Below are 21,768 nucleotides of genomic sequence, written 5' to 3' on the forward strand. Positions count from 1 at the left end.
ATTCGTTACTTTCTGGGGAATGACTAATTCCTCAGTGTTGATTTGACTTAAAGGAAAGTTGCATGAAGCTGTCTGTTTTGGATCAAGCACTGTTCGATCACCTTTACCGTGATATCCGCGAATTTCGTAATACTTTTGACTTGGATATCGAGTCGCCTTCCAGTTTGAACGAACAGGCTGATGCATTACACACATCATTGGCGGTCGAAGAGTTAACAGAATTGGCGGAGGCTGATTCACTGGTTGAGCAAGCTGATGCGATTGTGGATTCGGTATATGTCCTAATGGGGCGTCTGGTTCACCTCGGTGATGAGAAAGTAGAGTCTAATATCGGTATCAGCTACCTTATCGACCTCCTACTTCAGATCGCGACGCGTTTAGGCTTTGACTTTGTATCTTGCTGGGATGAAGTACATTCAAGCAACATGAGCAAGGTTTGCCGCAACGAAAAAGAATTTGAAGAAACAAAAGCTTTCTACGCCGAGCAAGGTGTCGAGATCACCGGTAGCCAGAAGGGCGAGTTTATTATTGCCAAGTGTGCGAAAGATGTAGATCTCGGTGGAAAGCTTGTTCGTCAAGGCAAAGTTCTGAAGTCGGTATACTACCGCCCAGCTGATTTAGTTAAGTTGGTGACAGCGTAACTCAAGTTTGTTGTATTTATAGCTCGGTAAGATGAGAACAAAGTATTCTCTCTACCGAGTTTTTTTGTATATAGCCTGCAGTAATTAAGAAAAAGGCGCTCAACCCTATGCCTTCTAAACCCATGTCCTCAAAATCTATGCCCCCCAAACCTCAGCCGCATTCTTCTGGTATATCGCTTGGCCGCCAGCTGTTCGATATGACTTGGCCGATGCTGTTTGGTGTACTTTCCCTGATGAGTTTCCAGCTGGTAGATAGTGCTTTTATCGGTCAACTTGGTGTATTGCCCTTGGCTGCGCAAGGTTTCACGCTTCCTATGCAAATGGTGATCATTGGTCTTCAAGTTGGGCTAGGCATTGCGACAACGTCACTTATTTCACGTGTCTTGGGGAGTGGAGATTACCAACGAGCCAAGCAACTTGGTGGGCTGGTGGTTATCACCGGCGCGATCAGTGTGCTGTTAATCTGTCTCCTTATCTGGTTTTCTCGACATGGTATTTTGCAATTACTCAGTGCTCCTGCAGACGTCTATCCCGTTATAGATAGCTACTGGCCGGCATGGTTGGCAAGTTCTTGGTGTGGGGCGATGTTGTACTTTGCCTATAGCTTATGTCGTGCCAATGGCAATACAATGCTACCCGGTATCATGATGGTCGTGACCAGTTTGCTTAACATGGTGCTAGACCCACTGTTTATTTTCACTTTCGATATGGGGTTAGTGGGGGCCGCTTGGGCAACGGTTGTTGCTTTCAGTGTCGGAATGATTGCCGTGTTTCCCAAAGTGATACAGCGACATTGGTTGAGCTTCGACTGGAAAGGCTTGGATATTCTGGCTTCAGTCAATGAGCTTGTAAACATCATGGCCCCAGCTATGCTCAGTCAGTTGCTGCCACCTTTGTCATCGATGCTAGCAACTAAGTTGGTTGCGGGTTTCGGCGCTGCTACCGTTGCAGCATGGGCACTGGGCTCTAGACTAGAGTTCTTTTCGATTGTGATTATATTAGCTCTGACCATGTCGATGCCACCGATGGTCGGTCGTTGGCTAGGGAAGGGCGAAATCGGCAAGATTAAGTCTTTGGTTTCACTTTCCGTGAAGTTTGTATTGGTGTGGCAGTTCGCGATCGCGGTTATCTTGTATATGGTTTTATCGCCTTTGACGTCATTACTGACGAGTGAATCAGCGGTCGGCGATATTTTGTCACTTCATTTAACCTGGGTACCATTAAGCCTTGGCCCGCTTGGTATCTGTATGTTGATGGTGTCTATTTGTAATGCGCTTACCATGCCAATGCGAGCACTGGTTATTTCAGCTCTGCGCCTGTTTGTCTGTTTTTTACCGCTGCTTTGGCTTGGAGCACAATACGGTGGTATTCAAGGACTCTTTATTGGCGCCATGATTGGCAATGTGTTGGCTGGCATTACTGCTTGGAATTGTTATCAGCGAGGTATGCGAGCGGTTGAAGCGAAATTTGCTAACACAGCCTCGTATTAACCTAATAAAACAAGAAGATGGATTAGATTGCATGAAAACTTTTACTCTTAATGACCAGACGATGCATTATCAGGATATTGGCTCAGGCCCTGTTCTCGTTTTTGGTCATAGCTATTTGTGGGACAGCACTATGTGGGCGCCACAAGTGGAAGTATTAAGCCAGTCATACCGTTGTATTGTCCCAGACTTTTGGGGACATGGTCGTTCTTCATCAGCACCAGAAGCAACACGTAGTTTGAAAGATTATGCCAATGATGTACTTTGCCTTCTCGACCATCTGGAGATCGATAACGTGTCGCTTATCGGTTTATCATCAGGTGGTATGTGGGCAACAGAGCTAGTGATCAATGCGCCGGCCCGGGTTAAGTGCCTTGTTCTGATGGATACCTTTGTTGGTTTGGAGCCCGAGGTTGTCCACACTAAGTATTTTGCGCATTTGGCAGAGGTTGAAGCACAATCGGCGTTACCAATTGAAACCGTTGAATTCTTTGAAGAACGCCAGTTTGCGGTATTAGAGAAAGACAACCCTGTTCGTGTCCACTTCCGCGAGCAATTGCTGTCGGCCGATAAAGAGCAAGCATTGGCGTTGGTTAAAGCGGGTCGAATGGTGTTTGGTCGGCGGGATATGTTTGAAGACGCTGAAATGTTTGCGCTACCAACTCTGATTATGGTTGGTGCTCAAGATAAAATGAGGCCGGTTCTCGAGTCTCAATTAATGCATGATGGCATAACAGGCAGTGAGTTTGTATTGATCCCTAATGCTGGCCATATCAGTAATCTTGAGCAAGCCGACTTCGTGACCGATAGGCTGTCAGCATTTCTTGCCAAACACTTGACTAAATAAACCTATTTGATAGATACAAAAGAGCCAGTCACAGAATGACTGGCTCTTTTTAATTGGATTGTTTTCATTTAACCAAGCTGCTCACTATAAAGAGGCTGGTTTATTGCTTTGGTTGCTAGTGATTGTTGCATTTCAGCAACCAACTGCTGCTGATTCGGTAGCGGTATTGCGGCAATATCGCAGATCAGAGAGCCGTGTTCATTATCATTAAAGACCATACCACAGGCCGCAGGTTTGCCTTTGAAGAACCCGACATATAGTTGTGCCGGTGAATTATCTTCAAACATGATTTGAGTGAGATATTCAATGACGGCTTCTTTGTCGGTGTTATTTTGCCAGCGATTGGCAAGGACAAGTGCGTATCGGATAGTGAGTGGATGACAATCCACAGGGTAGATGGACAGCGAGTCAGAGCTGGAGGAGTCGCAAGCTTGGTAAGGACCAAACTCTACAGTTGCTTGGGTATCCTGATATAAGGCAAGACCTTTTTCACTGAGAGGGGTTGGAAACTCCGCATCGGTGATATGGCTTGCCATCCACCGGCTTTTTCGTTCGATGAGCTGTTTCATCTAGACTACTGACCGTATATTTTACTTTGATTGCCAACACCATACCGCAAAAGAAACCTTGAGGGTATGGCTTGCGACTTATTTGCTTAATTAATGACTGATTATAACCTCATCATTAGCAACGCGGTGTCTTTCGCTATAAATACCATCATCCGAGCGTTTGCCGCAGCTGATAATCATAGTGATTTCAGCATCTTTATGTAATCCGAGCAGTGTCTTAGCCCGCTTGGAGTCGAATCCCTCCATGGGGCAGGTATCATAGCCCTCTGCACGCATTGCAGTCATGAAGGTCATTGCGGCCAGTGAGCTGCTTTTGTGTAAACAAACGCGCAAGTCAGCTTTACTGACTTCTCTTACCATTGGCTTTTTCATGCCGAGCAAAGCACTGACGATTTTTCGGCCCAGTCCAAAGATCCCAAAGCGATCATTGTGATAGACAAACGGGATCAGTTTTTCGTAATACTTTACTGCACGTTTTGCTGTCGCATCTTCGCGCCCTTCGAAAGCCCCTCGAATTGTGGCAGCATTCATTTCTGCTCGGCCTTTCCATTTATGTGGCGTAACGACAAAGGCAACCAATTCATTTGCAGTTTTAGCCGCATTTTGGCCCATACAGTATTGAGCGAGTTGGTCTCGTTTCTCTGCGCTGATAACGCGGTGGAATTCCCATAACTGCATATTTGAGCTATTGGGTGACAGTGTCGCTAATTGTAGTGAGCGCGAAACAGCTTGGTGCTCAAAAGAGGCTGATTGGTCATATTTTCGAACTGAACGACGGGAATGGATAAGATCGGTAAAGACAATAGTAGATTCAGACATGTTAGGGGCAGTGGCCTTTAGACATTAAAGTTGAAAACCTAGGATAACTATACCTGTTTTAGTGGAACGCCTATATAGACCACAGAGAATGTTTCAGTGTTTATCAAAGAAATCTTTGTTTCTAATGTATTTATTCATGTAGTGATAGGTAATGGGCCTGAGAACCCAACTGATAATAGAGCGATATAATCGCGATAACGTCGGAGTATCTTCGTAAATCTTACCATTATGCAACCAGAGGACTTTTCCGACATGCCAGAACATAAAAGGGATCGGTGGTAGAAAGGTCACAATATCCAGGTCGCAGCAAATTCGGTACGTCCGTTTAGCCAAAGGGTATTGTTGCTTGAAATTCCAGAAGCCTGCCGCGGGTTGACCAAACGTGACAATCCGTTTAACAGCGGCGGGTTGGGTTTGGTATAGGCGATGAGCAACCAATATGGCCATCGCACCTCCCGAGGAGTGACCTGTAAGGGTTATTCGTTTACCTTGTGCTATCAAAGGAAGCAGAACTGACTCGATCTGTTGATATAGCGTCAATGCTGTTTGTTTAACATTCTTCTCACTCGCCTGCATGAATTCAGTATTCATCGCCTCACTTAAGTGTGGGTTAGGTCTGATGGTATTGGTTTTACTGCTTTGCTCAAGCAGTGAATAATAGCCCCAGTGAACATGACAGAACTGATCGCCAGACTGAATCTTCTTGGGAAAGAAGGCTAGGTTAATGAGCCAATCCGAGAGACTTTGTGATCCCTTAAACACGACAACGACTTCATTTCTCTCCCCCCATAATATACGAATGATGGATCTGCCCCAGCGATCAGTGATTTCATGGCGACCATTTTTATCAAATCCATATAAGGTGTGATTGAAGGTTGGGGGGTAAGCAAGGTTACAAAGAATGGCGTAGCGCTCGTATTGGTATCGCTTCAGAGGTTTCATTCAATGCTGATCCTTACCTACTAGATAACTAAAATGTATAGCTTAAGTATGTGACATTTCGAATAATAAATGCGGTTTGATGATGATCACGATGTGAAATAAAAACTGTCATGCATGCCTAGTAGGATGAATAAATCATTGCGTGTAGATCAAATTTTATGAAATGTATTGCCTAATGTTTGTTCAACGTACGCTCAATTTGCTATAAGAATAGATGGCTGGTTTTTCATACTTTTTTAACTATTAAATGTAGATACATGGCAGGTAACAACATGATGGAATATGGCTTAAATACGCACCCTTTGATTAAACTCACCGAGGCGACTCAGTCTGAATCTCTTGTTAAGCATTTTCAAAGCATGATGCTGGCTGGAAAGGCCATTGAGGCTATGACGGTGGATAGTACTAAGCAGATGTTAGAGCATAGCTATCAGCAGAGTCTTAAATTAATCGAAGAAATGGATAAGCAGCTTGTTTACCATCAAGATCAACAGCAGTCGCTGTGCTTTCCTTTTGATCTTATGGATCAAATAACAAGAAATATGGCTGATCAATGGAGTGCATTGGCTGGCTTGCCAACAAGTTCAGCAGATAAGCTTGCACAAGCACTAGAAGAGGCGAAAGCCACAGAGAGCGAGCTATCTGGCATAGTGGCAGAGAAAGAAAGTCAGCTGAATGAATTGAACCAAACAGTTGTTGCTCATCAGGCTGAGGTCACTAAAGCGAATAGGGCAAAACAAACAGCGCAGCGTAATGCACGAAAAGTGAAAGCAGATTTAGAGGCTGCTAGCGAAACCAGTAAACAACTTGAGGAGCAGGTTACTCAACTTGAATCTGAAAAGGCTGAAACAGCTAAGGAAAATCAGGCATTAACTCAGCAAAATTCAGATCTTAAACAACAGATAGCTCAGTTACAGTCTCAATTAGCCACGGTAGGGCAAGATTCGTAACGCGATATTCACCACTTTTTTGCATATCGTTAGAAAGCGCCTGATGGCGCTTTTTTCATTATTCCTTTATTAGAATGGATTACGGTTGTGTGAGTTACGCAATGCGTGAACTAGCAATAGGATTGTTGTTGTTTTTCTGTTAATAATGATTTACATGAAATACAGCCAATGCCTTTAGCAGGAGTCGATATGAGTAACAGGCAGCGTGAAGTAACACTGAGGTTCTTGGCTGAGCCGGGTGACGTAAACTTTGGTGGTAAGGTGCACGGCGGAGCCGTGATGAAGTGGATCGACTTGGCGGCGTATGCATGTTCGGCAGGTTGGAGCGGTATGTATTGTATAACGGCCTATGCTGGTGGTATTCGCTTTGTTAAACCTATCCATGTTGGCAATTTGGTCGAGGTAACCGCCAAGGTTATTTATACCGGTCGCTCATCAATGCATATTGCGATTGACGTGCAAGCCAGTGATCCGAAGGAATTGAAAAACCAACTGACCACACACTGTATCGTGATTATGGTTGCGGTGGACGAAAATGGTCAGTCTGCAGAGGTACCAGAGTGGTTACCAGAAACGGAAGAAGATATAGCTCTCAGGGAATCAGCTATTCGCCTAATGAATATGCGTAAAGAGATTGGCGAAGAGATGGAAGCGCACGTAACGTATATAAAGTGATCGGAAAACCAAGGTTTTCTTGGGGTAGATCAACTAAATGAAATGAATATCACAAATAGCGATAATGATAGTTATAATCATTATCGTTATTTTTTTGAGGTGAGAAAAGAATGAAACCTGTTGTTTTGTTTGGAGCTAGTCGTGGATTAGGATTTGCTGTTGCTCGTCATTTCCGTGAAAGGGATATTGATGTCTATGCGATGGTCCGTAAACCTGAGAGTGCAGCCGCATTGGAAGAGCTTGGTGTTAAAGTGACACTTGGTGATGCGCTAGAACAGAACAGTATCAAGTCATTCCTTGAGGATGTACCAAAAGACGTTGTAGCTGTTTCAACCATGGGTAGTTTCCAAGCCGATAACCCTGTTGATTACATCGGTCATCGAATGGCAATCAATGAACTTGAACAGCGAAGTATACGTCGTTTTGTCATGGTAACATCGCTTGGATGTGGTGATTCATGGGCGTATTTATCCGACAAAGCAAAAGCGGTATTTGGTCAAGCTGTTAGGGAAAAAAGTCTCGCGGAGTCATGGTTAGCAACCAGTCCGTTGGATTACACCATTCTTCGCCCTGGGGGCCTCCAAGACGGTGAAGCTACTGAGCAAGGGGTATTATCGAGCCAAGGGGAAGTGCATGGTTTGATTACACGAAGCGAAGTTGCAAGATTAATCCAAACGTTACTTTTGGACGACACTTCCATTGGTAAGATCTATGCGTGTGTCGATCCTGTCTTTACACGTAACTTCAACAATTAAACACCACTGGTTCTATTTATTTCTACAAGCCATCAGCCATGATGGCTTTTTTTATTGCTAATATTTAATTAATTGACGCAAAAGTGTATGAACGTTATTCTAGCTTACAGTTGTACGCTCAATGGATAGGATCAAAAGGATGACCTCGACCAAACCTGCCGTATTGTGGCTAAACGTTACGATATTTGCCCTTACTTTTCTTGTTGCTGTGATTGCGACACCTTTATATGCCTATTTTGTTGGCTTTGATGGTGCACAATGGCTAATGCTGCTTATTGCTTTTTCGTTCTGTGGCATGTCGATAACTGCCGGTTACCATCGGCTTTGGTCGCATAAAACGTATGAAGCGAATACTGTCGTTAGGTGTATATTTGCCATAGGTGGTGCATTTGCCCTACAGAATAGTATTTTGCATTGGTCATCTGACCATCGCATACATCATCGTTATGTCGACAACAATGACAAGGACCCTTATTCCGCCAAGATGGGCTTCTTCTATAGTCATATCGGCTGGATGCTGAGAGAGTATCAAGCGAGCCGTTATAACGATTATTCGAACTGCCGTGATTTGCAAAAAGATAAGATCGTCATGTGGCAACATAAATACTATGTACTGCTAGCCGTTTTGACTAACTTCGGCATTCCATTTTTATTCGGTTTGATTCACGGTGACGTTTGGGGAGCGCTTTTGTTGGTCGGTGTTGTCAGGCTTGTACTGAGTCACCATACAACATTTTTCATTAATTCATTGGCCCACATCTGGGGCTCTCAACCTTACACTGAAAAGAATACCGCCCGTGACAATGGTTTGTTGGCCTTCCTAACTTTCGGTGAGGGTTACCATAACTTTCACCATATATTTGAAAATGATTACCGTAATGGCATTCGCTGGTGGCAATTTGATCCTACCAAGTGGTTAATCAAATCTCTGTCATGGATTGGGGCAACCAGAAATTTACGTACCAGTCCTGAAGATCGTATTGAGAAGGCTAAGGTCAGAATGCTGCACAAGCGAGTGCAGAAAAAGTTGATGGATAATCGAGCAACTAACCACAGCACGCAACTTAAACTGGCAAGGCTTGATGAAGAATACGAACTGCTAGTGCAAAAGATTGCTGACTATTACGATGCTAAAAAGCGGCTGTTGGAACTAAAAAAGAAGAAGTTACTCAAGCATTATGAGAGCTTTGAATTCTTGCAGCAATATAACGAAATGAAACGACGACTCGAAGAACAGCAGCGCTCATGGCAGCAGCTTACGGCACAATATGTTTGATTAGGTATACTATACATTGATAACCAAAGGCGGGGAGTTTCCCCGCCTTTTTTGACTTAATAAGTGGTCACAAGTTAAGCTTTTGGTAAATCATTGACTTTTTGTTGACGTAAGAAGACATGGTCACCAGTAAAATCGTCGAATGTTGTCTCATTTTTGCAAACGCTGTTATTCGTAATATCGCGCTGAATGAGATTTGCCATAATTAGGGGATGTAGAGATGGAGGTACTGGTGTGAGACGCTTGTTAATAATGCTACTCGCTGGTGTAATGTCGTGCTCTGTTCAAGCGGTTGAATATCAAAAGCCTGATGCCGATAGTAAATTAGTAGGCGTCATGGAGTACTACCAGGTCGTTAAGGGAGATAGTCTGCTTGATATTGCCAACAGGTACAATATTGGTCTTTTGCAGCTGATGGCAGCAAATCCCGGAGCTGATCCTTTCTTGCCTACACCAGGCTCGTTACTGACCGTACCAATGCAACTGGTCTTACCCAATGCAAAACGACAGGGGATAGTCATCAACCTTGCCGAGCTACGGTTGTATTATTTCCCTAAAAACAGTGAAAAAATGTATGTATTCCCAATCGGAATAGGTCGTGTAGGGCGTGAGACACCTAAAATGACGACCAGCATAAGCCAAATGACTGAAGGTCCTACTTGGACCCCCACTGCGAATATTCGTAAAGAATACCGTGAAAAGTACAACATTGAGTTACCTGGAGTGGTGCCTGCGGGTCCTGAAAATCCACTTGGTGAATATGCAATGAGGTTGTCATACGGCAGCGGGCAGTATTTGATCCATGGAACTAATAAAGATTTTGGGATCGGTATGCGAGTTAGCTCCGGTTGTATACGAATGAATCCATGGGACGTTGAGTGGTTGTTTCACCAAGTGTCGCGTGGTACTCGGGTTCAGATCATCAATCAGCCTTTGAAGCACACCGTGGAGCCTGATGGTAGCGTATATGTAGAAGTTCACGAACCGTTGTCCAGAAGTGAGAAACAAATGGGCGAATTCAAGACGGTGAAGGCACCTGACAGCCTATTGGCCGAGGTGGCTGGAAGCGATGAAGGATATCAAAACCTTGACGTTGCTTTGCTAAAACAGTCTGGGGTACCTCAAAGGCTGAATTAATATTTTTTACCTAATATTCTCAAGCTGGCAGATATGTCTGCATGATTGAAATTCCAAGGTAAAGCTATAGAACAAAAAAAGCCACCAGTCGGTGGCTTTTTTTATAGCGCTTTGCCCAACACGGGAAGGGCCAACGAAGAAATGATTTCTGGGGAGGTATTCAATGCCTCGGCAATTTGCGAGATTTTGCGACCTGAGCGAGACAGTTTCAGCACCTCACGCATGAGCACACAAGATTCAATTTCTTTCGCAGAGAAGCCTGTGTAGGTGGAAATTTCCTTTAGCGCCTTACTGTCTGTTACCTTGTCACCTTTAAGTAGCGACGTTAAGGATAGTTGCTGATGACCACTTAACCCCGGGCTAGTTGACTTACTATTGACCTTCAGCTTAGCGACCTGATCAGCCAATACTCTGAGTAAGTTACCACTTTCGCCTTCCAAAGTGATCTCATTGCCCATGTTTAGCCATTTATTTAGCTCTTTGGAAAGCGCATTGATGAGAGGTGTCATCCGAACGAACCCTGCTTCACGACAAATGGCCATTGTTAGGCGAGGGGAAAACTCGACCTTACTACACGTTGACCCAGGCATCATAGTGACAGCATGGAGGCAATCGAATGGGATGAAAAAGCCATTTCCGGCAGTCACTGTATATTCAGCTTTGCCTAAACGGATAAATGCACATCCTGATGTCATGATAAGCATATAGGCAGTATGACTTTTTTTTCTAGATCCGACGTCAAGAAAAGTATGTTGATGCAGTGAATATTCAATAGCTTGTTTCATAGTTAATCTCTAGCAATTTCGCTGACACATGTTGTTCGCTTTTGTTGCATGCGTCAACTGGTCGGGGAATTTTAACAGATAAATGGTGTTTTTTTGGCTAGAAATGTTAGCGGTTAGGCAGACATTACAGCATCAAGGGGGTAAAGTGATTGAAATTAATCCGATTTTACCTGGTAAGACCTCCAACCATTACGTTGTTAGGAGGATGTCATTGGGTAAATCAAATAAACATGCGTAAAATGTCGCAGTTTGTTCAACTTATGAAGCATTACAGTGCAGTCTAATAACGATATCTACAAAGAAATTCGCCCATACAATGACGATGAAGTCAGTGGGGCTATTACGCGTTTGGTTAACGATAACGAATTTATTAACGCCATTCTCAATTACCGTTTTCCACAGCTATCAGGTGTATTTGGTTGGCTGCTTACACCGCTGATTAAACGCTTTCTGATTAACAAGTGGTCAAACATCAAGACAGTCGATGATGTTCAGCGTCAAATTGCAAAATACATGCATGCAACAATTGACCACTCTTGTGACGGTGTCACATTTACTGGGCTTGATAAGCTTGACCCGAAGCAGTCTTACCTCTTTGTGTCTAACCACAGGGATATTGCGATGGATCCGGCGATGGTGAATTGGTGCCTGTTTAATAACAATTTCAATACGGTTCGTATTGCCATTGGCGACAACTTGCTCAAGAAACCTTGTGTGACAGAGCTAATGCGCCTTAACAAAAGTTTCATTGTTAAACGCTCTGCGAAAGGCCCGCGTGAAATGATGAAAACGCTGGGTTTGCTTTCTAACTATATTTCCCACTCTTTAGAGACGGGCAACTCCATCTGGATCGCTCAAAAAGAAGGGCGCGCTAAAGATGGGAATGACAAGACAGATCCAGCCATCCTTAAAATGTTTTACATGGATGGCCGTAAGCAGAAAATCGAATTTTCTAACTACATGGCTCAGTTAAACATTGTACCTGTTGCCATTTCTTATGAAAACGATCCGTGTGATGTAGCAAAGGCAAAAGAGCTTTATCAGAAGCAAACTGAAGGTAGTTATGAAAAAGGTGAGCTTGAAGATATAGATAGCATCATCCAAGGTATCGTAGGGCAAAAACGGCGTATTCACGTCAGCTTTGGCGATGCGATTGGTGCTGACTTTGACACGCCTGAACAATTAGCTGAGGAGATTGATCGTCAGATCACCGCTAACTACCACTTGTTCCCTGCTAACTATATCGCAGCTGATATGGCCGATAGCTCAGTTAATGACGCCGAAGTCGCTCGGTTCAACGAGAAGTTTGCGGGCTTACCCGATGGTGTCATTACTATTCTCAAGCAGATGTACGCGATACCTGCACAGAAGAAACATCAATAATAAGGAAGCAGCCTTGTGGCTGCTTTTTTAAACGTTGAATGTAACGATTTAAAATTTTGCATCGTTGGCAGGACTTAAGGTGCGTACTATCGACTTAGGTGAAACGACCTCAACACGTCTGTTTCGTTGTTTATCTACCTCTCGGCTTCCTGAACTCAAGGGCTCTGTACTGCCTGCTGAGACTATTTGAATACGCTCTTCTTCGACACCAAAAACCGAAGATATATAAATGGCTATGGTAAAAGCGCGTTCATAAGAAAGCCCAACGTTATCATCTTCATTCGAAAAGTCATCGCTGTGGCCAACAACGATGACATAGCTATCTGGATGTTGACGTAATCGGACTGCAATAGGGTCTAAAAGCAGCTGCCCGTCAGATGTTAAGTCATAGCTCTTGCTATCGAAATAAACAGTGGTACGTAGTTCAGGCAGTTCGGCCAACAATATCTGCGCATCTGGGACCACATTTTCATTACTACCAGATGATGGTGCAGTAGTTGTGTGCGTGACGTTGTCACTTCCATTACCACAGCCTAAAGCCAACACAACAAACGCAACGAGCATGATGCGTGAAAGAGTTGAAGCGATAATGGGGGCTAGATTTTTCAAACCAACTAAACCTAATTATTAAGTCATATATGTTAGGTTTAGCTGATCTGTAATGAATCACAACTGCGAAATTAAGATATTTAGGTAGATCAACGCGCTGCAGGATTAGGCGTTCGATATGGTGGAACAGACATACGTTCTGCCATGAAATCTATAAACGAACGCACTTTCGGTGCGAGGTATTTACGACGTGGATAGACGGCATAAATAGGTAACTCAACGTCAGCTTTCCATTCAGGTAATAGCTGTATCAGTTTACCTGTCTCAATTTCGTCGGTAATAAGGTATGTCGCTAGGTAAGCTATGCCCAACCCGGATAGAGCAGCATCGAGAACTGCAGGGGCATTATCTATACGATAATTACCACGCGCTCGAATGGCTTGCCTTACACCGTCTTTGGTGAATTCCCAGTTTGTATATTTTCTTTCTCGGCTTTGGTAAGTAATGCAGTTGTGTTGACGTAAATCTCCTGGAACCTTGGGCACTCCATTTTCTTTAATGTAGTCAGGTGAAGCAACAACGGCAAAATGACAATCTGCAAGTCGACGTGCAACCATGCCTTCCGGTGGGTGTTCATGTATTGCTACCCAGCAATCAAATCCTTCTTCAAGCAGGTTAGGGCGGTGGTCAAATAGACTGACCTCTAATTCCAATCCAGGGTGTTCTTTTTGAAATTCAGTTAGTGCAGAAGTGATATGGGGGTTACCGAAAGACTGCGCAATACCAATGCGTAACACCCCCTTAATTTCATTGCGGTAACCTGCAACAAGCGCTTCGGCTTCGTTTACTGTATCGAGAAGTTGCTGGCCATATTCTGCATATTGAAGGCCAATCTCTGTCAAAGCGACAGTACGGGTACTTCGCTGTACGAGCTGACAACCAAGGCGTTCTTCCAAAAAACGAACTTGTTTACTGACTTGAGATTTAGAGATCCCAAGACGCTCTGCTGCCCTTGTGAAATTTTGTTCATGACCGACAGTCGCAAGGATCACCATTTGTTGCAGATTTTCTAGCATAGGTAAGACCAACTTCATGTTAACCAAGAAATTATATCACTGAACAGAATGAGGGAAAATGTTTGTTAATCGACATCCCAGGCATAAACCCATAAAAATATGCTGTAATCAGTAAAAAGATACAAAAAATAAACCCTTTAAAAACATAAGCTAACAGTTATTGTTTACATGTAGGGATAATGGTAGCGGTGGGTAAACGTTCTTTGAGTTTAATCATTAGCGATTAAATCTTGCTATCATTTGCATATATAACAGGCGAATTAACTAAATCGATGCTTTGGATTAAGTATAACGATTTCATTAATTGTTTTTCTGGCGATATTATCTGAGCCTCATTAGGAGGTTTTATGTTCAAAGTAATGTGGCAGTTTTTTCTGCTAGGTCTTTATAGTTTCGGTGGTCCTGCTGCTCATATAGGTTACTTCCAGCGAGAGTTCGTCCAGAACAAGAAGTGGCTTACAGTTCAAGACTTCACTCATGCGGTAGCCTTATGTCAGTTTCTTCCTGGTCCCGCGAGTAGCCAACTTGGTATGTATATCGGTTTTAAAAAAGCAGGGTACTTAGGGGCTGTTGCGGCATTTGTCGGTTTTACTTTCCCGTCTTTTTTGTTGCTGACTTTTTTGGCGATCGGTAACCAGCATTACAATGATATGCCTTTCATCGGCACGATCATTCAGGCGGCAAAATTGCTGGCTGTTGTAGTTGTTGCTGATGCGATGTGGGGAATGTATAAAAAAAATATCACCAGTAAACTGACAGCTCTCATCGCTGTTGCGACAGCAGTGAGTGTGTTTGTCACTTCTGGTCTATTGGGCCAAATTGCCCCAATCTTACTGGCTGCTTGTCTAGGTTTCATTCTTTCGTCGCAAAAGCACCGTAATCTAGATGTTGCTAGTCAACTCGTGATTAAACCTAACCTTGGTATTCTCTTGTTCTTCGCCATTTTGCTTGTTGGTTTACCTTTGGTTGCGACTCAGTCTGAAGTGTTAAACATTTTGAATGTGTTCTATCAAGCCGGTAGCTTTGTATTCGGTGGTGGTCATGTTGTTCTTCCTCTACTTGAACCTATGATGGAAGGGATGGTAGAACCAGATACATTCTTGAGTGCTTATGCATCTGCACAATTAGTACCTGGTCCAATGTTCACAATGGCAAGTTATTTAGGTGCTTTCATCATTGTTGACAGTCCTGTACTGGGTAGTCTACTTGCCACGATTGCTATTTTCCTCCCTGGGAGCTTATTATTGTTTGCTTTCCTGCCGGCATGGGGGGCATTGTTTAAGCATCAGCGTCTGCAGGTGTCGATTTTACTGGTCAATGCATGTGTGGTTGGTCTGCTTGGCAGCGCATTTATTAATCCTGTCATTTCAACGTCGATTAGTTCGGTTTTCGATGTTGTTGCTGTACTCATTGGTTTCTACTTACTGAAATACAGAAATATACCTGTCTGGGTTTTGATTCTTTTATTTGTCGGATACCAGTTGATAATTTATTCATGAAACTTATAGATAGCAGCCTTCGGGCTGTTTTTCTGTAACTCTTAATGCACTATAACTTTATATTAGATTAGCAATTAAATATTACTCTTAATAAAAACAATGTGCTATAGCAATGTTTAATGCCTATTAAGGTAAAGTTAAGAATCAATTGCTAAAGTAGCCTCAAATAATCTGCATTTATTGGTCATAAATAAATATATGAAAAATCAAAGAAAAATAAGACCAAATCTCACTAATTATGATGTTATTGAGATACTTGAGAGGCAATTGAAAGAAGCTGAAAAGCGTATAGTACAAAGAACCATCATGGCAATGTTGGCCGCTTTATTTGCACTTGGCTTATTTATCTTTGTTTTTGTTAGTTCACATGAATCTACCATTAAAAATTATGCTGCGGAAGCAATGCGAAAAGCATTTGAAACAGAAAGGGCGATTCACATCATTGATGAGGCGGCTGGCACAAACTTTCTAGAGCGCTCAAAACAATAACAATTGAAAGTTGGCTAATAGCCATATGTAATGAGAGCATCATCTTATATTGATGCTCTCATTATTTGTTAGATTTGAATCACTAGCTCATGATTTTTGATTAAAAGCTCAGGTCTTGCTGTTTTCAGCATCGATTGTTTAAAGTCTTCATCGCTTAAGCGATACACTGGCCTTGTCAATAAATACTGTCCAACCATTTCAACAATAGGTGACAACAGCTGTTTGCTTGGAAGGTTCAGTTCATTTGGCTGTATGTCGATGTCCTCAACTTTTAAGTCATTTAGAAAGATAGCACCTTCATCCTTGTCGTAGTAGGGTACGGCACTGAAGTTCACTTTTATTTGTAGTTGCTGTGGGCTTTTCCCTTGGATGGATATCTGGGCTTTTGAATCTGCATCAAGGTTTACTCGGTCATTGGCAACCCTTCCAATACCTACTTTTACATTTTCAAACTTTATATTTGCGTGTGCTAAGCCTTTGACTCCCACGGTTCTTTCAAAGCCGCTTCTATCATCAAGGTAGTCTTGTATCTCCTGCTCGGTGACGCTGTAACTAGCGCATGAAGATAAAATAAATGATATGCATAGGGCATAGAAAATTTTCAAAATGAGCGCCTCTGGCAATAATAATTATCTTTAAAGATTATCAGAGCTAGAGCGTATTAACGGCTCAGATACGAGATCGCTCGTTATAAAAGTGTTTATTCATATACAATATTCAAATTGTTGTTTATATAGTTTATTCAATTGTTTGTGATACTTGACACCTTGTTTTGTTGTATATCCATTGCGCATTTTATTTTGTACTTTAGTGATCTTGTCATTAACTTTTTCACATTTCTCTTTCTTTTTACTGGATGAGGCATATGCCATTTCGATGCCAAAAAACATGAGAACACTAAGAAAGGATATAAGTATGGTGTGATTTTGCATGTTCAAACTCCTGATAAGACACAGAAGTTACTGTAGTTACAATAAGATGCGGTTTGTACGCCTGGTTGGTATTATTTGAATGCCCATCAAAGAAAAATGAAATGATGGATATAAAGGTTACATAAAACAAAAAGCCTTCCCAAAGGAAGGCTTAGCGATTTATTTATAATCATGTTATGCAGTTTCAGCAAAAAGTAGCTCAAGATCGTAATTTTCACGGCTCAGTGTATTTTTGAGCTTTTTCAATGAGCTCACTTGTAATTGACGAATACGCTCACGGGTTAGACCAACTTCATCAGCAACTTGCTGTAGAGTCTGAGCTTCATAACCTAAAAGACCAAAGCGGCGGCACAGGATTTCTCTGTCTCGCTTATTCAAGCTCTCAAGCATGGTAATAGCAAGGTTACTGATATCTTGGCGGTCAAGTTCGCTTTCTGGCTTTTCACCCTCATTGTCGGCAATAAAAGCTGAAATAGTTTGCGAGCCTGAATCATCGGTGATCTGTTGATCAATGGAAACAACAGGTGCATCGTAAGCAAGTACGCTCGAGATATCTTCAACTGAGCGCTCGAGTTTAGCAGCAATGTCTTCCTGGCTTGGTTCTTGGTTAGTACTTTTCATTAGCTGCTTATGCGTTCGCAGGATAGTATTGATCTCTTTTGACACATGAACAGGCAATCTTATCGTACGCGCTTGATTGTGGATCGAACGTTCAATGGTTTGTTTAATCCACCATGTCGCATAGGTTGAGAACCTAAACCCTCGCTCAGGATCAAATTTTTCAACAGCAGTGATTAAACCGATATTTCCTTCATCGATTAAGTCACTGAGGGACATGCCACTGTTGCGGTATTTCTTGGCAATACTCACGACTAAACGCAGGTTGCTTTCAATCATTGTGGCCTTGGCAAATTTGTCTCCACGTAAACACTTTCTGCTATGGAGAACTTCTTCCTCTTTAGACAACAATGGTTTGTGCGCGATTTCTTGCAGATACAGATGAATAACATCAGCATCAAAGCTATTTGAATCTTGTGTTTTGATATCCATATCTTACCCCTAACAATGACAACCCAATAAATATGTTATATGTTTGTTTTATTTTTTAACATTTCCACATTACCATGAACTTTATGCATATGCTATTGAGGCATGGTGACTTTTCGAATAAAAGCAAGAATATGCTGTAAAGTAATTGCGATAAAGTTCTTTGAAATGAAAAATGCATTACAAGTAGATGAAAGTGTTAATTAAGCGTTTTGGCTCAGAGTATGTACTCGTTAATGTCTATTTAATCAGTATGTTGTGCACATATAGTCTTCCCTTAGAGCCCTTGCATTCATAAGGGATATCGTAAATAGATGTAATATTAGTGTATCCAATGGTTAACAGAGGTTCGTATTATGCAGCTCAAACCCAACTTTGTATCTGGTGTTGTTTTAACAAAGGTAGAACATCAGTTTAAAATGTTACTGTTAAAAAGAGCTGATGAAGGGTACTGGTGTCATGTCGCTGGTAAAATTGAGAAAAGTGAGACCGCATGGCAAGCTTTCCTTCGTGAACTAAAGGAAGAAACACAACTGTGTGCAACACGATTATACAATGCAGATTATTTACAACAGTTTTATTATCCACGAACTGATCAAATCTTCATTGCTATTGGCTTTGTTGTCTATTGTGATCCAGAGATAAAAGTGACGTTGAACAACGAACACACTGATTACCGTTGGTGTTCATTAGATGAAGCTTTGCAGCTAGCTCCACATCCTAATCAGCGAAAATTTTACCAGCACGTATGGCAGTATTTCGTTACTCAATCGTCAACGTCACAGTTATGCATTAAGACGAATAATTTGTATAGCTAAGGAAAAGTGTAAAGGTGACTTATCAGTCATCGGCGCAGCTCGAAGTCCAGGGAATAATTTTCAAGCGCTCGAAAGGTATAGGATTGCCGGATTTATCACTTACGCCATAAGTACCATGTTCCATATGGGATAAGGCCTTCTCAATTTGTGCCAGTGTTTCAGTATATTGATCGACAAGGCCCATTGCTCTGTCGGCTTCTTCGCGTATGTTAGCCGCTTCAGCAACATCAGTGACTGAGCAGTCTTCTTTTTTTGCAATGAGATTACTTAGCTTGGTGATTTCATCTCGGAAGTGCTCTTGCTTAAGTAGCAGTTCACCGTGCAGCTGTTTGATCTTTGCGTCGTCCAGATCGGAGTCTGGATGATAGGTAATGGCCATAAGCTTCTCCAAGTGAAAGGCACAATGCATAAGTATAGAGTGCTTCTCGATGGCGCAGAGTATAGCTACATAGTTTTTTAAAACCTGAAACGAAAAAAGGTAACCGTGGTTACCTTTATCAAGTTACCGACGAGTAGCAATTATGCTTTCTTTAAATCACGAGCAGGGTAAGTCAGTGCGATACCATCAACTTTTACGTGTACCCAAAAGCCGCCACTGCTTAGGCCAGCAACAACCATCTCACCAAGATCAGTACCTTTCGTTGCCACAACACGATCGTCTATTGAAAACATTTATAATACCTTGTTTATTAACAATTAAATAAAATACTCTATGGCTCTATTAAAGCAGAGATCTCATCCCTCGACTAATCGAGTCTCTGCTTGGCACGATAAATGTTGTTGATGAACAAGGGTAGGTGATGTGGAGACATCTATTACTAAACATGACTACGAACAAGCAACTATATGAGTCTCAGTCATCGTTACAGATGTGATTATCGGCGCATACACACTCAAATTTCCACGTAAAAAGGATGGTTATTGTTGATCGTAATTAGACGGTACAGTTCCGTTTACTGCCGCTATGTTTATCGGCCTGTTTTGGGAAAAAAGGCTAGGGGGCTTATGTGGGAGAACGGCTTAAACTGTTTACTGAGTTGGGCGTGAATCCGCCCATGCTGGTCATCTGCTATCTGCTGTTTTGATCGGTTAAGGTATATGAATCGGTGTTTAGTGAGCTGAAGAAGATGCTAGTTCAACATGAAAAAGCAAAGCGTCAAGCTTGAGTTGCTCAATGATAAAACGGATGCAAATTGATAGCGGCCACATTTTATCGTTATTAAACATGATATTATCTCGATATAATGCATAGGGTTTTATAGTATTACTCTCCTATATACATATGGATAATAATGAACAATAAATCATTTAAGTATGGCATTATTGCAATGTCAGTTGCCCTAATGGCAGGATGCCAAACCACGGGAAACAGCGCGGATAATCTTTATAATCAATACAGAGCCAAGCCAAATAATAAAGCGTTTGCGATTGGAACAAACAATGTTGCTGGCGCAGCTTGGGGATCTCCAACAACATCTGAAGCAATAGAACTAGCTAAGAAAACCTGCATTGATTCAGGTGGTAATAATTGTAGCGTGACAGAAGTCAATGGGCGTTCTATCTCTACACAATCTGAATCATCGACAGTAAACAATTTTAATATCGTTTCTCAGGGAATCGTTTATAGGGCAAACACTTACAAAAAAGGGGCTGGTTTTTTTGTAAACAATGTCAATATCTTAACGACAAGTGACATGATTGATGACTGTGCGAAAATCAATTATGAGCGCTCAGGCCAATTGCTTGAAACAACGGTTGTCCGTGTAGATAAACGAAATAATATTGCTGTCCTTAAGGCATTAACACCGAATGAGTCTTTCGCGACAATTAGCTTGAACAAGCAAACCACTCAAGGTGACCGTGCTTACACATATGGCTATGTTCTTTCAGATGTAGTGAACTCTAAGACACCTACATACCAAGGAAAAATTACGGACGGGATCATTAGTTCTGCATCTGGAAGCAAAAATGATGTCAGGATAATGAAAACAACAAATGCTGTTGATCAAGGTAACGTCGGTGGTCCTGTGATCGCTGAAAATGGTGCTGTGATTGGGTTAGTTACTGATGACATGAAGAAAGAATCCATTAAATCTTCAATGTTTAGTATTTTCCTTAATGAATCAAGCATTGACTATAAGACGACCTCAGATAAGAAATCACTTCCACCTTCAAAGATTGCCGAGAAAAGCAAGCAATTCTCTGTGCCGTTGGTTTGTCTGAATCAAGCATAATAATCAGCCCGCAATTGCGGGCTTTTTTACGCCTATATAGGGACTGCGACCTTCAAACCAGCCATGGTGGGAGCCGTCGATTTGAATCAGTTCACCCAGGCAATCACGGCGATGACGAGGTTGATAAACTCGCGGTTTGCGTTTGGCATGGGGAACCCAGAGACCATCGGCAATCATCCATTGGCGTAAGGTTTCAACGGAAACATGGATATCATGAAGCTCAGAGAGTTTTTCATGAGCTAACGTTGGACCAAAGTCAGGGTATTTTTGATTGAGCAAACTCAAGCAATGGTAACGAATGCTTGAGTTGATTTTATTCGAAGACGGTTTCCCTCGGTGTTGATGGACAAGGCCAGCGGCACCAGATTCACGAAAACGTGTCACTAAACGTTGTACCTGGCGAACGCTAAGTGAAAGGATACGTGCAGCATCGGAATGACGAATACGGTGTTCACACACATCACGGATAGCAGTCAGACGTAAAATCTCTTTATCATTCATGGTTAACAACATCTTCAGTTCATCTCACACAGACCAGACAGAGTCTGATCAACATAGGAAAAACAGGACATTTTCACTTTGTAGAAAAGAGACACTTTAGCTTTGTGGCTACACCCTTCAGTACGCATTATGCCGTGTTATGTTCAACAGCAAATTAAATTATAAATCAATGGTTTAGTATGTTTTCTTTACAGGGAAAGCGTTCAATGCCTAAACATCATGAACTAAGTGAAAACTACATTTTTAGATTTTTTAAATGCGGATTAAGCATCGAACAGACGTAAGCGCCCCACGATCCCACGTGGCGCGCTTTAATAATCGAAGTTCCAAGGAAGCAGCGAGTCGATATCCGGCTCA

Annotated in this window: 23 protein-coding genes and 1 pseudogene; 13 read left to right on the forward strand and 11 right to left on the reverse strand. The window is 42.3% G+C overall.

What is annotated here, in order from left to right; translation table 11 throughout:
- Positions 1–62 precede the first annotated feature (62 nt).
- The 3 genes from ACVA53_RS11815 (at position 63) to ACVA53_RS11825 (ending at position 2,975) form a co-directional block, all read left to right on the forward strand.
- Entirely contained in the window at positions 63–641 is a 579-nt protein-coding gene (locus ACVA53_RS11815) for a nucleoside triphosphate pyrophosphohydrolase family protein (RefSeq protein WP_255040494.1), read from the forward strand.
- Between the two features lie 122 nt (positions 642–763).
- A complete protein-coding gene (locus ACVA53_RS11820; RefSeq protein ID WP_446505219.1) occupies positions 764–2,131 on the forward strand; it encodes an MATE family efflux transporter in 1,368 nt (455 codons plus the stop codon).
- 31 nt (positions 2,132–2,162) lie between these two features.
- Entirely contained in the window at positions 2,163–2,975 is an 813-nt protein-coding gene (locus ACVA53_RS11825; protein WP_446505208.1) for an alpha/beta fold hydrolase, read from the forward strand.
- A gap of 68 nt (positions 2,976–3,043) precedes the next feature.
- Here the strand turns inward: ACVA53_RS11825 and ACVA53_RS11830 are convergent, their stop codons facing one another.
- From ACVA53_RS11830 to ACVA53_RS11840, 3 genes are all read right to left on the reverse strand, one after another.
- Positions 3,044–3,544: a hypothetical protein gene (locus ACVA53_RS11830; RefSeq protein ID WP_255040498.1), complete on the reverse strand. Its 501-nt coding sequence runs from the start codon at positions 3,542–3,544 to the stop codon at positions 3,044–3,046.
- A gap of 90 nt (positions 3,545–3,634) precedes the next feature.
- Complete coding sequence (locus ACVA53_RS11835; protein WP_255040499.1) at positions 3,635–4,363, reverse strand: nitroreductase family protein; 729 nt, start codon at positions 4,361–4,363, stop codon at positions 3,635–3,637.
- Positions 4,364–4,456: 93 nt separating this feature from the next.
- Positions 4,457–5,305, reverse strand: coding sequence for a lipase family protein (locus tag ACVA53_RS11840; RefSeq protein WP_255040500.1), 849 nt, complete (start codon positions 5,303–5,305; stop codon positions 4,457–4,459).
- Between the two features lie 179 nt (positions 5,306–5,484).
- Here ACVA53_RS11840 and ACVA53_RS11845 point away from each other — a divergent pair, with 179 nt between their 5' ends.
- The 5 genes from ACVA53_RS11845 (at position 5,485) to ACVA53_RS11865 (ending at position 10,098) form a co-directional block, all read left to right on the forward strand.
- Positions 5,485–6,255 (forward strand): hypothetical protein, encoded by a 771-nt coding sequence (locus tag ACVA53_RS11845; protein WP_446505209.1) that lies wholly within the window; start codon positions 5,485–5,487, stop codon positions 6,253–6,255.
- Positions 6,256–6,444: 189 nt separating this feature from the next.
- Entirely contained in the window at positions 6,445–6,930 is a 486-nt protein-coding gene (locus ACVA53_RS11850) for an acyl-CoA thioesterase (protein ID WP_255040502.1), read from the forward strand.
- Between the two features lie 110 nt (positions 6,931–7,040).
- Positions 7,041–7,685 carry an SDR family oxidoreductase gene (locus ACVA53_RS11855; RefSeq protein ID WP_446505210.1) on the forward strand — a complete coding sequence of 215 codons (645 nt, stop codon included), beginning with the start codon at positions 7,041–7,043 and terminating at the stop codon, positions 7,683–7,685.
- Between the two features lie 139 nt (positions 7,686–7,824).
- A complete protein-coding gene (locus ACVA53_RS11860; protein WP_255040505.1) occupies positions 7,825–8,961 on the forward strand; it encodes an acyl-CoA desaturase in 1,137 nt (378 codons plus the stop codon).
- Positions 8,962–9,195: 234 nt separating this feature from the next.
- Complete coding sequence (locus tag ACVA53_RS11865; RefSeq protein ID WP_255040506.1) at positions 9,196–10,098, forward strand: L,D-transpeptidase family protein; 903 nt, start codon at positions 9,196–9,198, stop codon at positions 10,096–10,098.
- A 101-nt stretch (positions 10,099–10,199) separates the two neighbouring features.
- Here the strand turns inward: ACVA53_RS11865 and ACVA53_RS11870 are convergent, their stop codons facing one another.
- A complete protein-coding gene (locus ACVA53_RS11870; protein ID WP_446505211.1) occupies positions 10,200–10,883 on the reverse strand; it encodes a hypothetical protein in 684 nt (227 codons plus the stop codon).
- A gap of 273 nt (positions 10,884–11,156) precedes the next feature.
- On the opposite strand from ACVA53_RS11870, the gene ACVA53_RS11875 reads away from it, so the two are divergent.
- Positions 11,157–12,266, forward strand: coding sequence for a 1-acyl-sn-glycerol-3-phosphate acyltransferase (locus tag ACVA53_RS11875; RefSeq protein ID WP_255040508.1), 1,110 nt, complete (start codon positions 11,157–11,159; stop codon positions 12,264–12,266).
- 48 nt (positions 12,267–12,314) lie between these two features.
- Here ACVA53_RS11875 and ACVA53_RS11880 read toward each other — a convergent pair whose 3' ends face one another.
- Both ACVA53_RS11880 and ACVA53_RS11885 read right to left on the reverse strand, forming a co-directional pair.
- A complete protein-coding gene (locus ACVA53_RS11880; protein ID WP_255040510.1) occupies positions 12,315–12,875 on the reverse strand; it encodes an OmpA family protein in 561 nt (186 codons plus the stop codon).
- 89 nt (positions 12,876–12,964) lie between these two features.
- The gene (locus ACVA53_RS11885; RefSeq protein WP_255040511.1) at positions 12,965–13,891 is read right to left on the reverse strand and encodes a LysR family transcriptional regulator; all 927 of its coding nucleotides are present in this window, start codon (positions 13,889–13,891) and stop codon (positions 12,965–12,967) included.
- Positions 13,892–14,238: 347 nt separating this feature from the next.
- Between ACVA53_RS11885 and chrA the strand changes: the two genes are divergently transcribed.
- Both chrA and ACVA53_RS11895 read left to right on the forward strand, forming a co-directional pair.
- On the forward strand, positions 14,239–15,390 hold the full coding sequence (chrA, locus tag ACVA53_RS11890; protein ID WP_255040512.1) for a chromate efflux transporter: 1,152 nt from the start codon (positions 14,239–14,241) through the stop codon (positions 15,388–15,390).
- Positions 15,391–15,588: 198 nt separating this feature from the next.
- Positions 15,589–15,879 carry a hypothetical protein gene (locus tag ACVA53_RS11895; protein WP_446505212.1) on the forward strand — a complete coding sequence of 97 codons (291 nt, stop codon included), beginning with the start codon at positions 15,589–15,591 and terminating at the stop codon, positions 15,877–15,879.
- Between the two features lie 68 nt (positions 15,880–15,947).
- Here the strand turns inward: ACVA53_RS11895 and ACVA53_RS11900 are convergent, their stop codons facing one another.
- On the reverse strand, positions 15,948–16,484 hold the full coding sequence (locus ACVA53_RS11900) for a DUF1439 domain-containing protein (RefSeq protein ID WP_255040514.1): 537 nt from the start codon (positions 16,482–16,484) through the stop codon (positions 15,948–15,950).
- 501 nt (positions 16,485–16,985) lie between these two features.
- Entirely contained in the window at positions 16,986–17,861 is an 876-nt protein-coding gene (rpoS, locus tag ACVA53_RS11905) for an RNA polymerase sigma factor RpoS (RefSeq protein ID WP_255040515.1), read from the reverse strand.
- 353 nt (positions 17,862–18,214) lie between these two features.
- On the opposite strand from rpoS, the gene ACVA53_RS11910 reads away from it, so the two are divergent.
- Positions 18,215–18,676 (forward strand): NUDIX hydrolase, encoded by a 462-nt coding sequence (locus ACVA53_RS11910; RefSeq protein WP_446505213.1) that lies wholly within the window; start codon positions 18,215–18,217, stop codon positions 18,674–18,676.
- A 22-nt stretch (positions 18,677–18,698) separates the two neighbouring features.
- On the opposite strand, the gene ACVA53_RS11915 is transcribed toward ACVA53_RS11910, so the two are convergent.
- Positions 18,699–19,055, reverse strand: a complete 357-nt coding sequence (locus ACVA53_RS11915) for a TraR/DksA family transcriptional regulator (protein ID WP_255040516.1) — start codon at positions 19,053–19,055, stop codon at positions 18,699–18,701.
- 140 nt (positions 19,056–19,195) lie between these two features.
- Positions 19,196–19,348, reverse strand: coding sequence for a hypothetical protein (locus ACVA53_RS11920; RefSeq protein ID WP_446505214.1), 153 nt, complete (start codon positions 19,346–19,348; stop codon positions 19,196–19,198).
- Positions 19,349–19,968: 620 nt separating this feature from the next.
- Between ACVA53_RS11920 and ACVA53_RS11925 the strand changes: the two genes are divergently transcribed.
- Positions 19,969–20,910, forward strand: a complete 942-nt coding sequence (locus tag ACVA53_RS11925) for a trypsin-like peptidase domain-containing protein (RefSeq protein ID WP_446505215.1) — start codon at positions 19,969–19,971, stop codon at positions 20,908–20,910.
- Positions 20,911–20,949: 39 nt separating this feature from the next.
- On the opposite strand, the pseudogene ACVA53_RS11930 reads toward ACVA53_RS11925, so the two are convergent.
- Positions 20,950–21,411, reverse strand: a pseudogene (locus ACVA53_RS11930) (helix-turn-helix domain-containing protein); the annotation flags it as partial.
- Positions 21,412–21,768: the final 357 nt, after the last annotated feature.

This window comes from Photobacterium sp. DNB23_23_1 (assembly GCF_052873815.1).

Bases quoted from the DNA above. Each gene is read 5' to 3' on its own strand.
- ACVA53_RS11815 (WP_255040494.1), top strand. From the start codon at position 63: ATGAAGCTGTCTGTTTTGGATCAAGCACTGTTCGATCACCTTTACCGT.
- ACVA53_RS11830 (WP_255040498.1), bottom strand. From the start codon at position 3,544: ATGAAACAGCTCATCGAACGAAAAAGCCGGTGGATGGCAAGCCATATC.
- ACVA53_RS11855 (WP_446505210.1), top strand. From the start codon at position 7,041: ATGAAACCTGTTGTTTTGTTTGGAGCTAGTCGTGGATTAGGATTTGCT.
- ACVA53_RS11910 (WP_446505213.1), top strand. From the start codon at position 18,215: ATGCAGCTCAAACCCAACTTTGTATCTGGTGTTGTTTTAACAAAGGTA.
- ACVA53_RS11895 (WP_446505212.1), top strand. From the start codon at position 15,589: ATGAAAAATCAAAGAAAAATAAGACCAAATCTCACTAATTATGATGTT.
- rpoS (WP_255040515.1), bottom strand. From the start codon at position 17,861: ATGGATATCAAAACACAAGATTCAAATAGCTTTGATGCTGATGTTATT.
- ACVA53_RS11820 (WP_446505219.1), top strand. From the start codon at position 764: ATGTCCTCAAAATCTATGCCCCCCAAACCTCAGCCGCATTCTTCTGGT.
- ACVA53_RS11850 (WP_255040502.1), top strand. From the start codon at position 6,445: ATGAGTAACAGGCAGCGTGAAGTAACACTGAGGTTCTTGGCTGAGCCG.
- ACVA53_RS11860 (WP_255040505.1), top strand. From the start codon at position 7,825: ATGACCTCGACCAAACCTGCCGTATTGTGGCTAAACGTTACGATATTT.
- ACVA53_RS11915 (WP_255040516.1), bottom strand. From the start codon at position 19,055: ATGGCCATTACCTATCATCCAGACTCCGATCTGGACGACGCAAAGATC.
- chrA (WP_255040512.1), top strand. From the start codon at position 14,239: ATGTTCAAAGTAATGTGGCAGTTTTTTCTGCTAGGTCTTTATAGTTTC.
- ACVA53_RS11870 (WP_446505211.1), bottom strand. From the start codon at position 10,883: ATGAAACAAGCTATTGAATATTCACTGCATCAACATACTTTTCTTGAC.
- ACVA53_RS11920 (WP_446505214.1), bottom strand. From the start codon at position 19,348: ATGTTTTCAATAGACGATCGTGTTGTGGCAACGAAAGGTACTGATCTT.
- ACVA53_RS11925 (WP_446505215.1), top strand. From the start codon at position 19,969: ATGAACAATAAATCATTTAAGTATGGCATTATTGCAATGTCAGTTGCC.
- ACVA53_RS11885 (WP_255040511.1), bottom strand. From the start codon at position 13,891: ATGCTAGAAAATCTGCAACAAATGGTGATCCTTGCGACTGTCGGTCAT.
- ACVA53_RS11825 (WP_446505208.1), top strand. From the start codon at position 2,163: ATGAAAACTTTTACTCTTAATGACCAGACGATGCATTATCAGGATATT.
- ACVA53_RS11835 (WP_255040499.1), bottom strand. From the start codon at position 4,363: ATGTCTGAATCTACTATTGTCTTTACCGATCTTATCCATTCCCGTCGT.
- ACVA53_RS11840 (WP_255040500.1), bottom strand. From the start codon at position 5,305: ATGAAACCTCTGAAGCGATACCAATACGAGCGCTACGCCATTCTTTGT.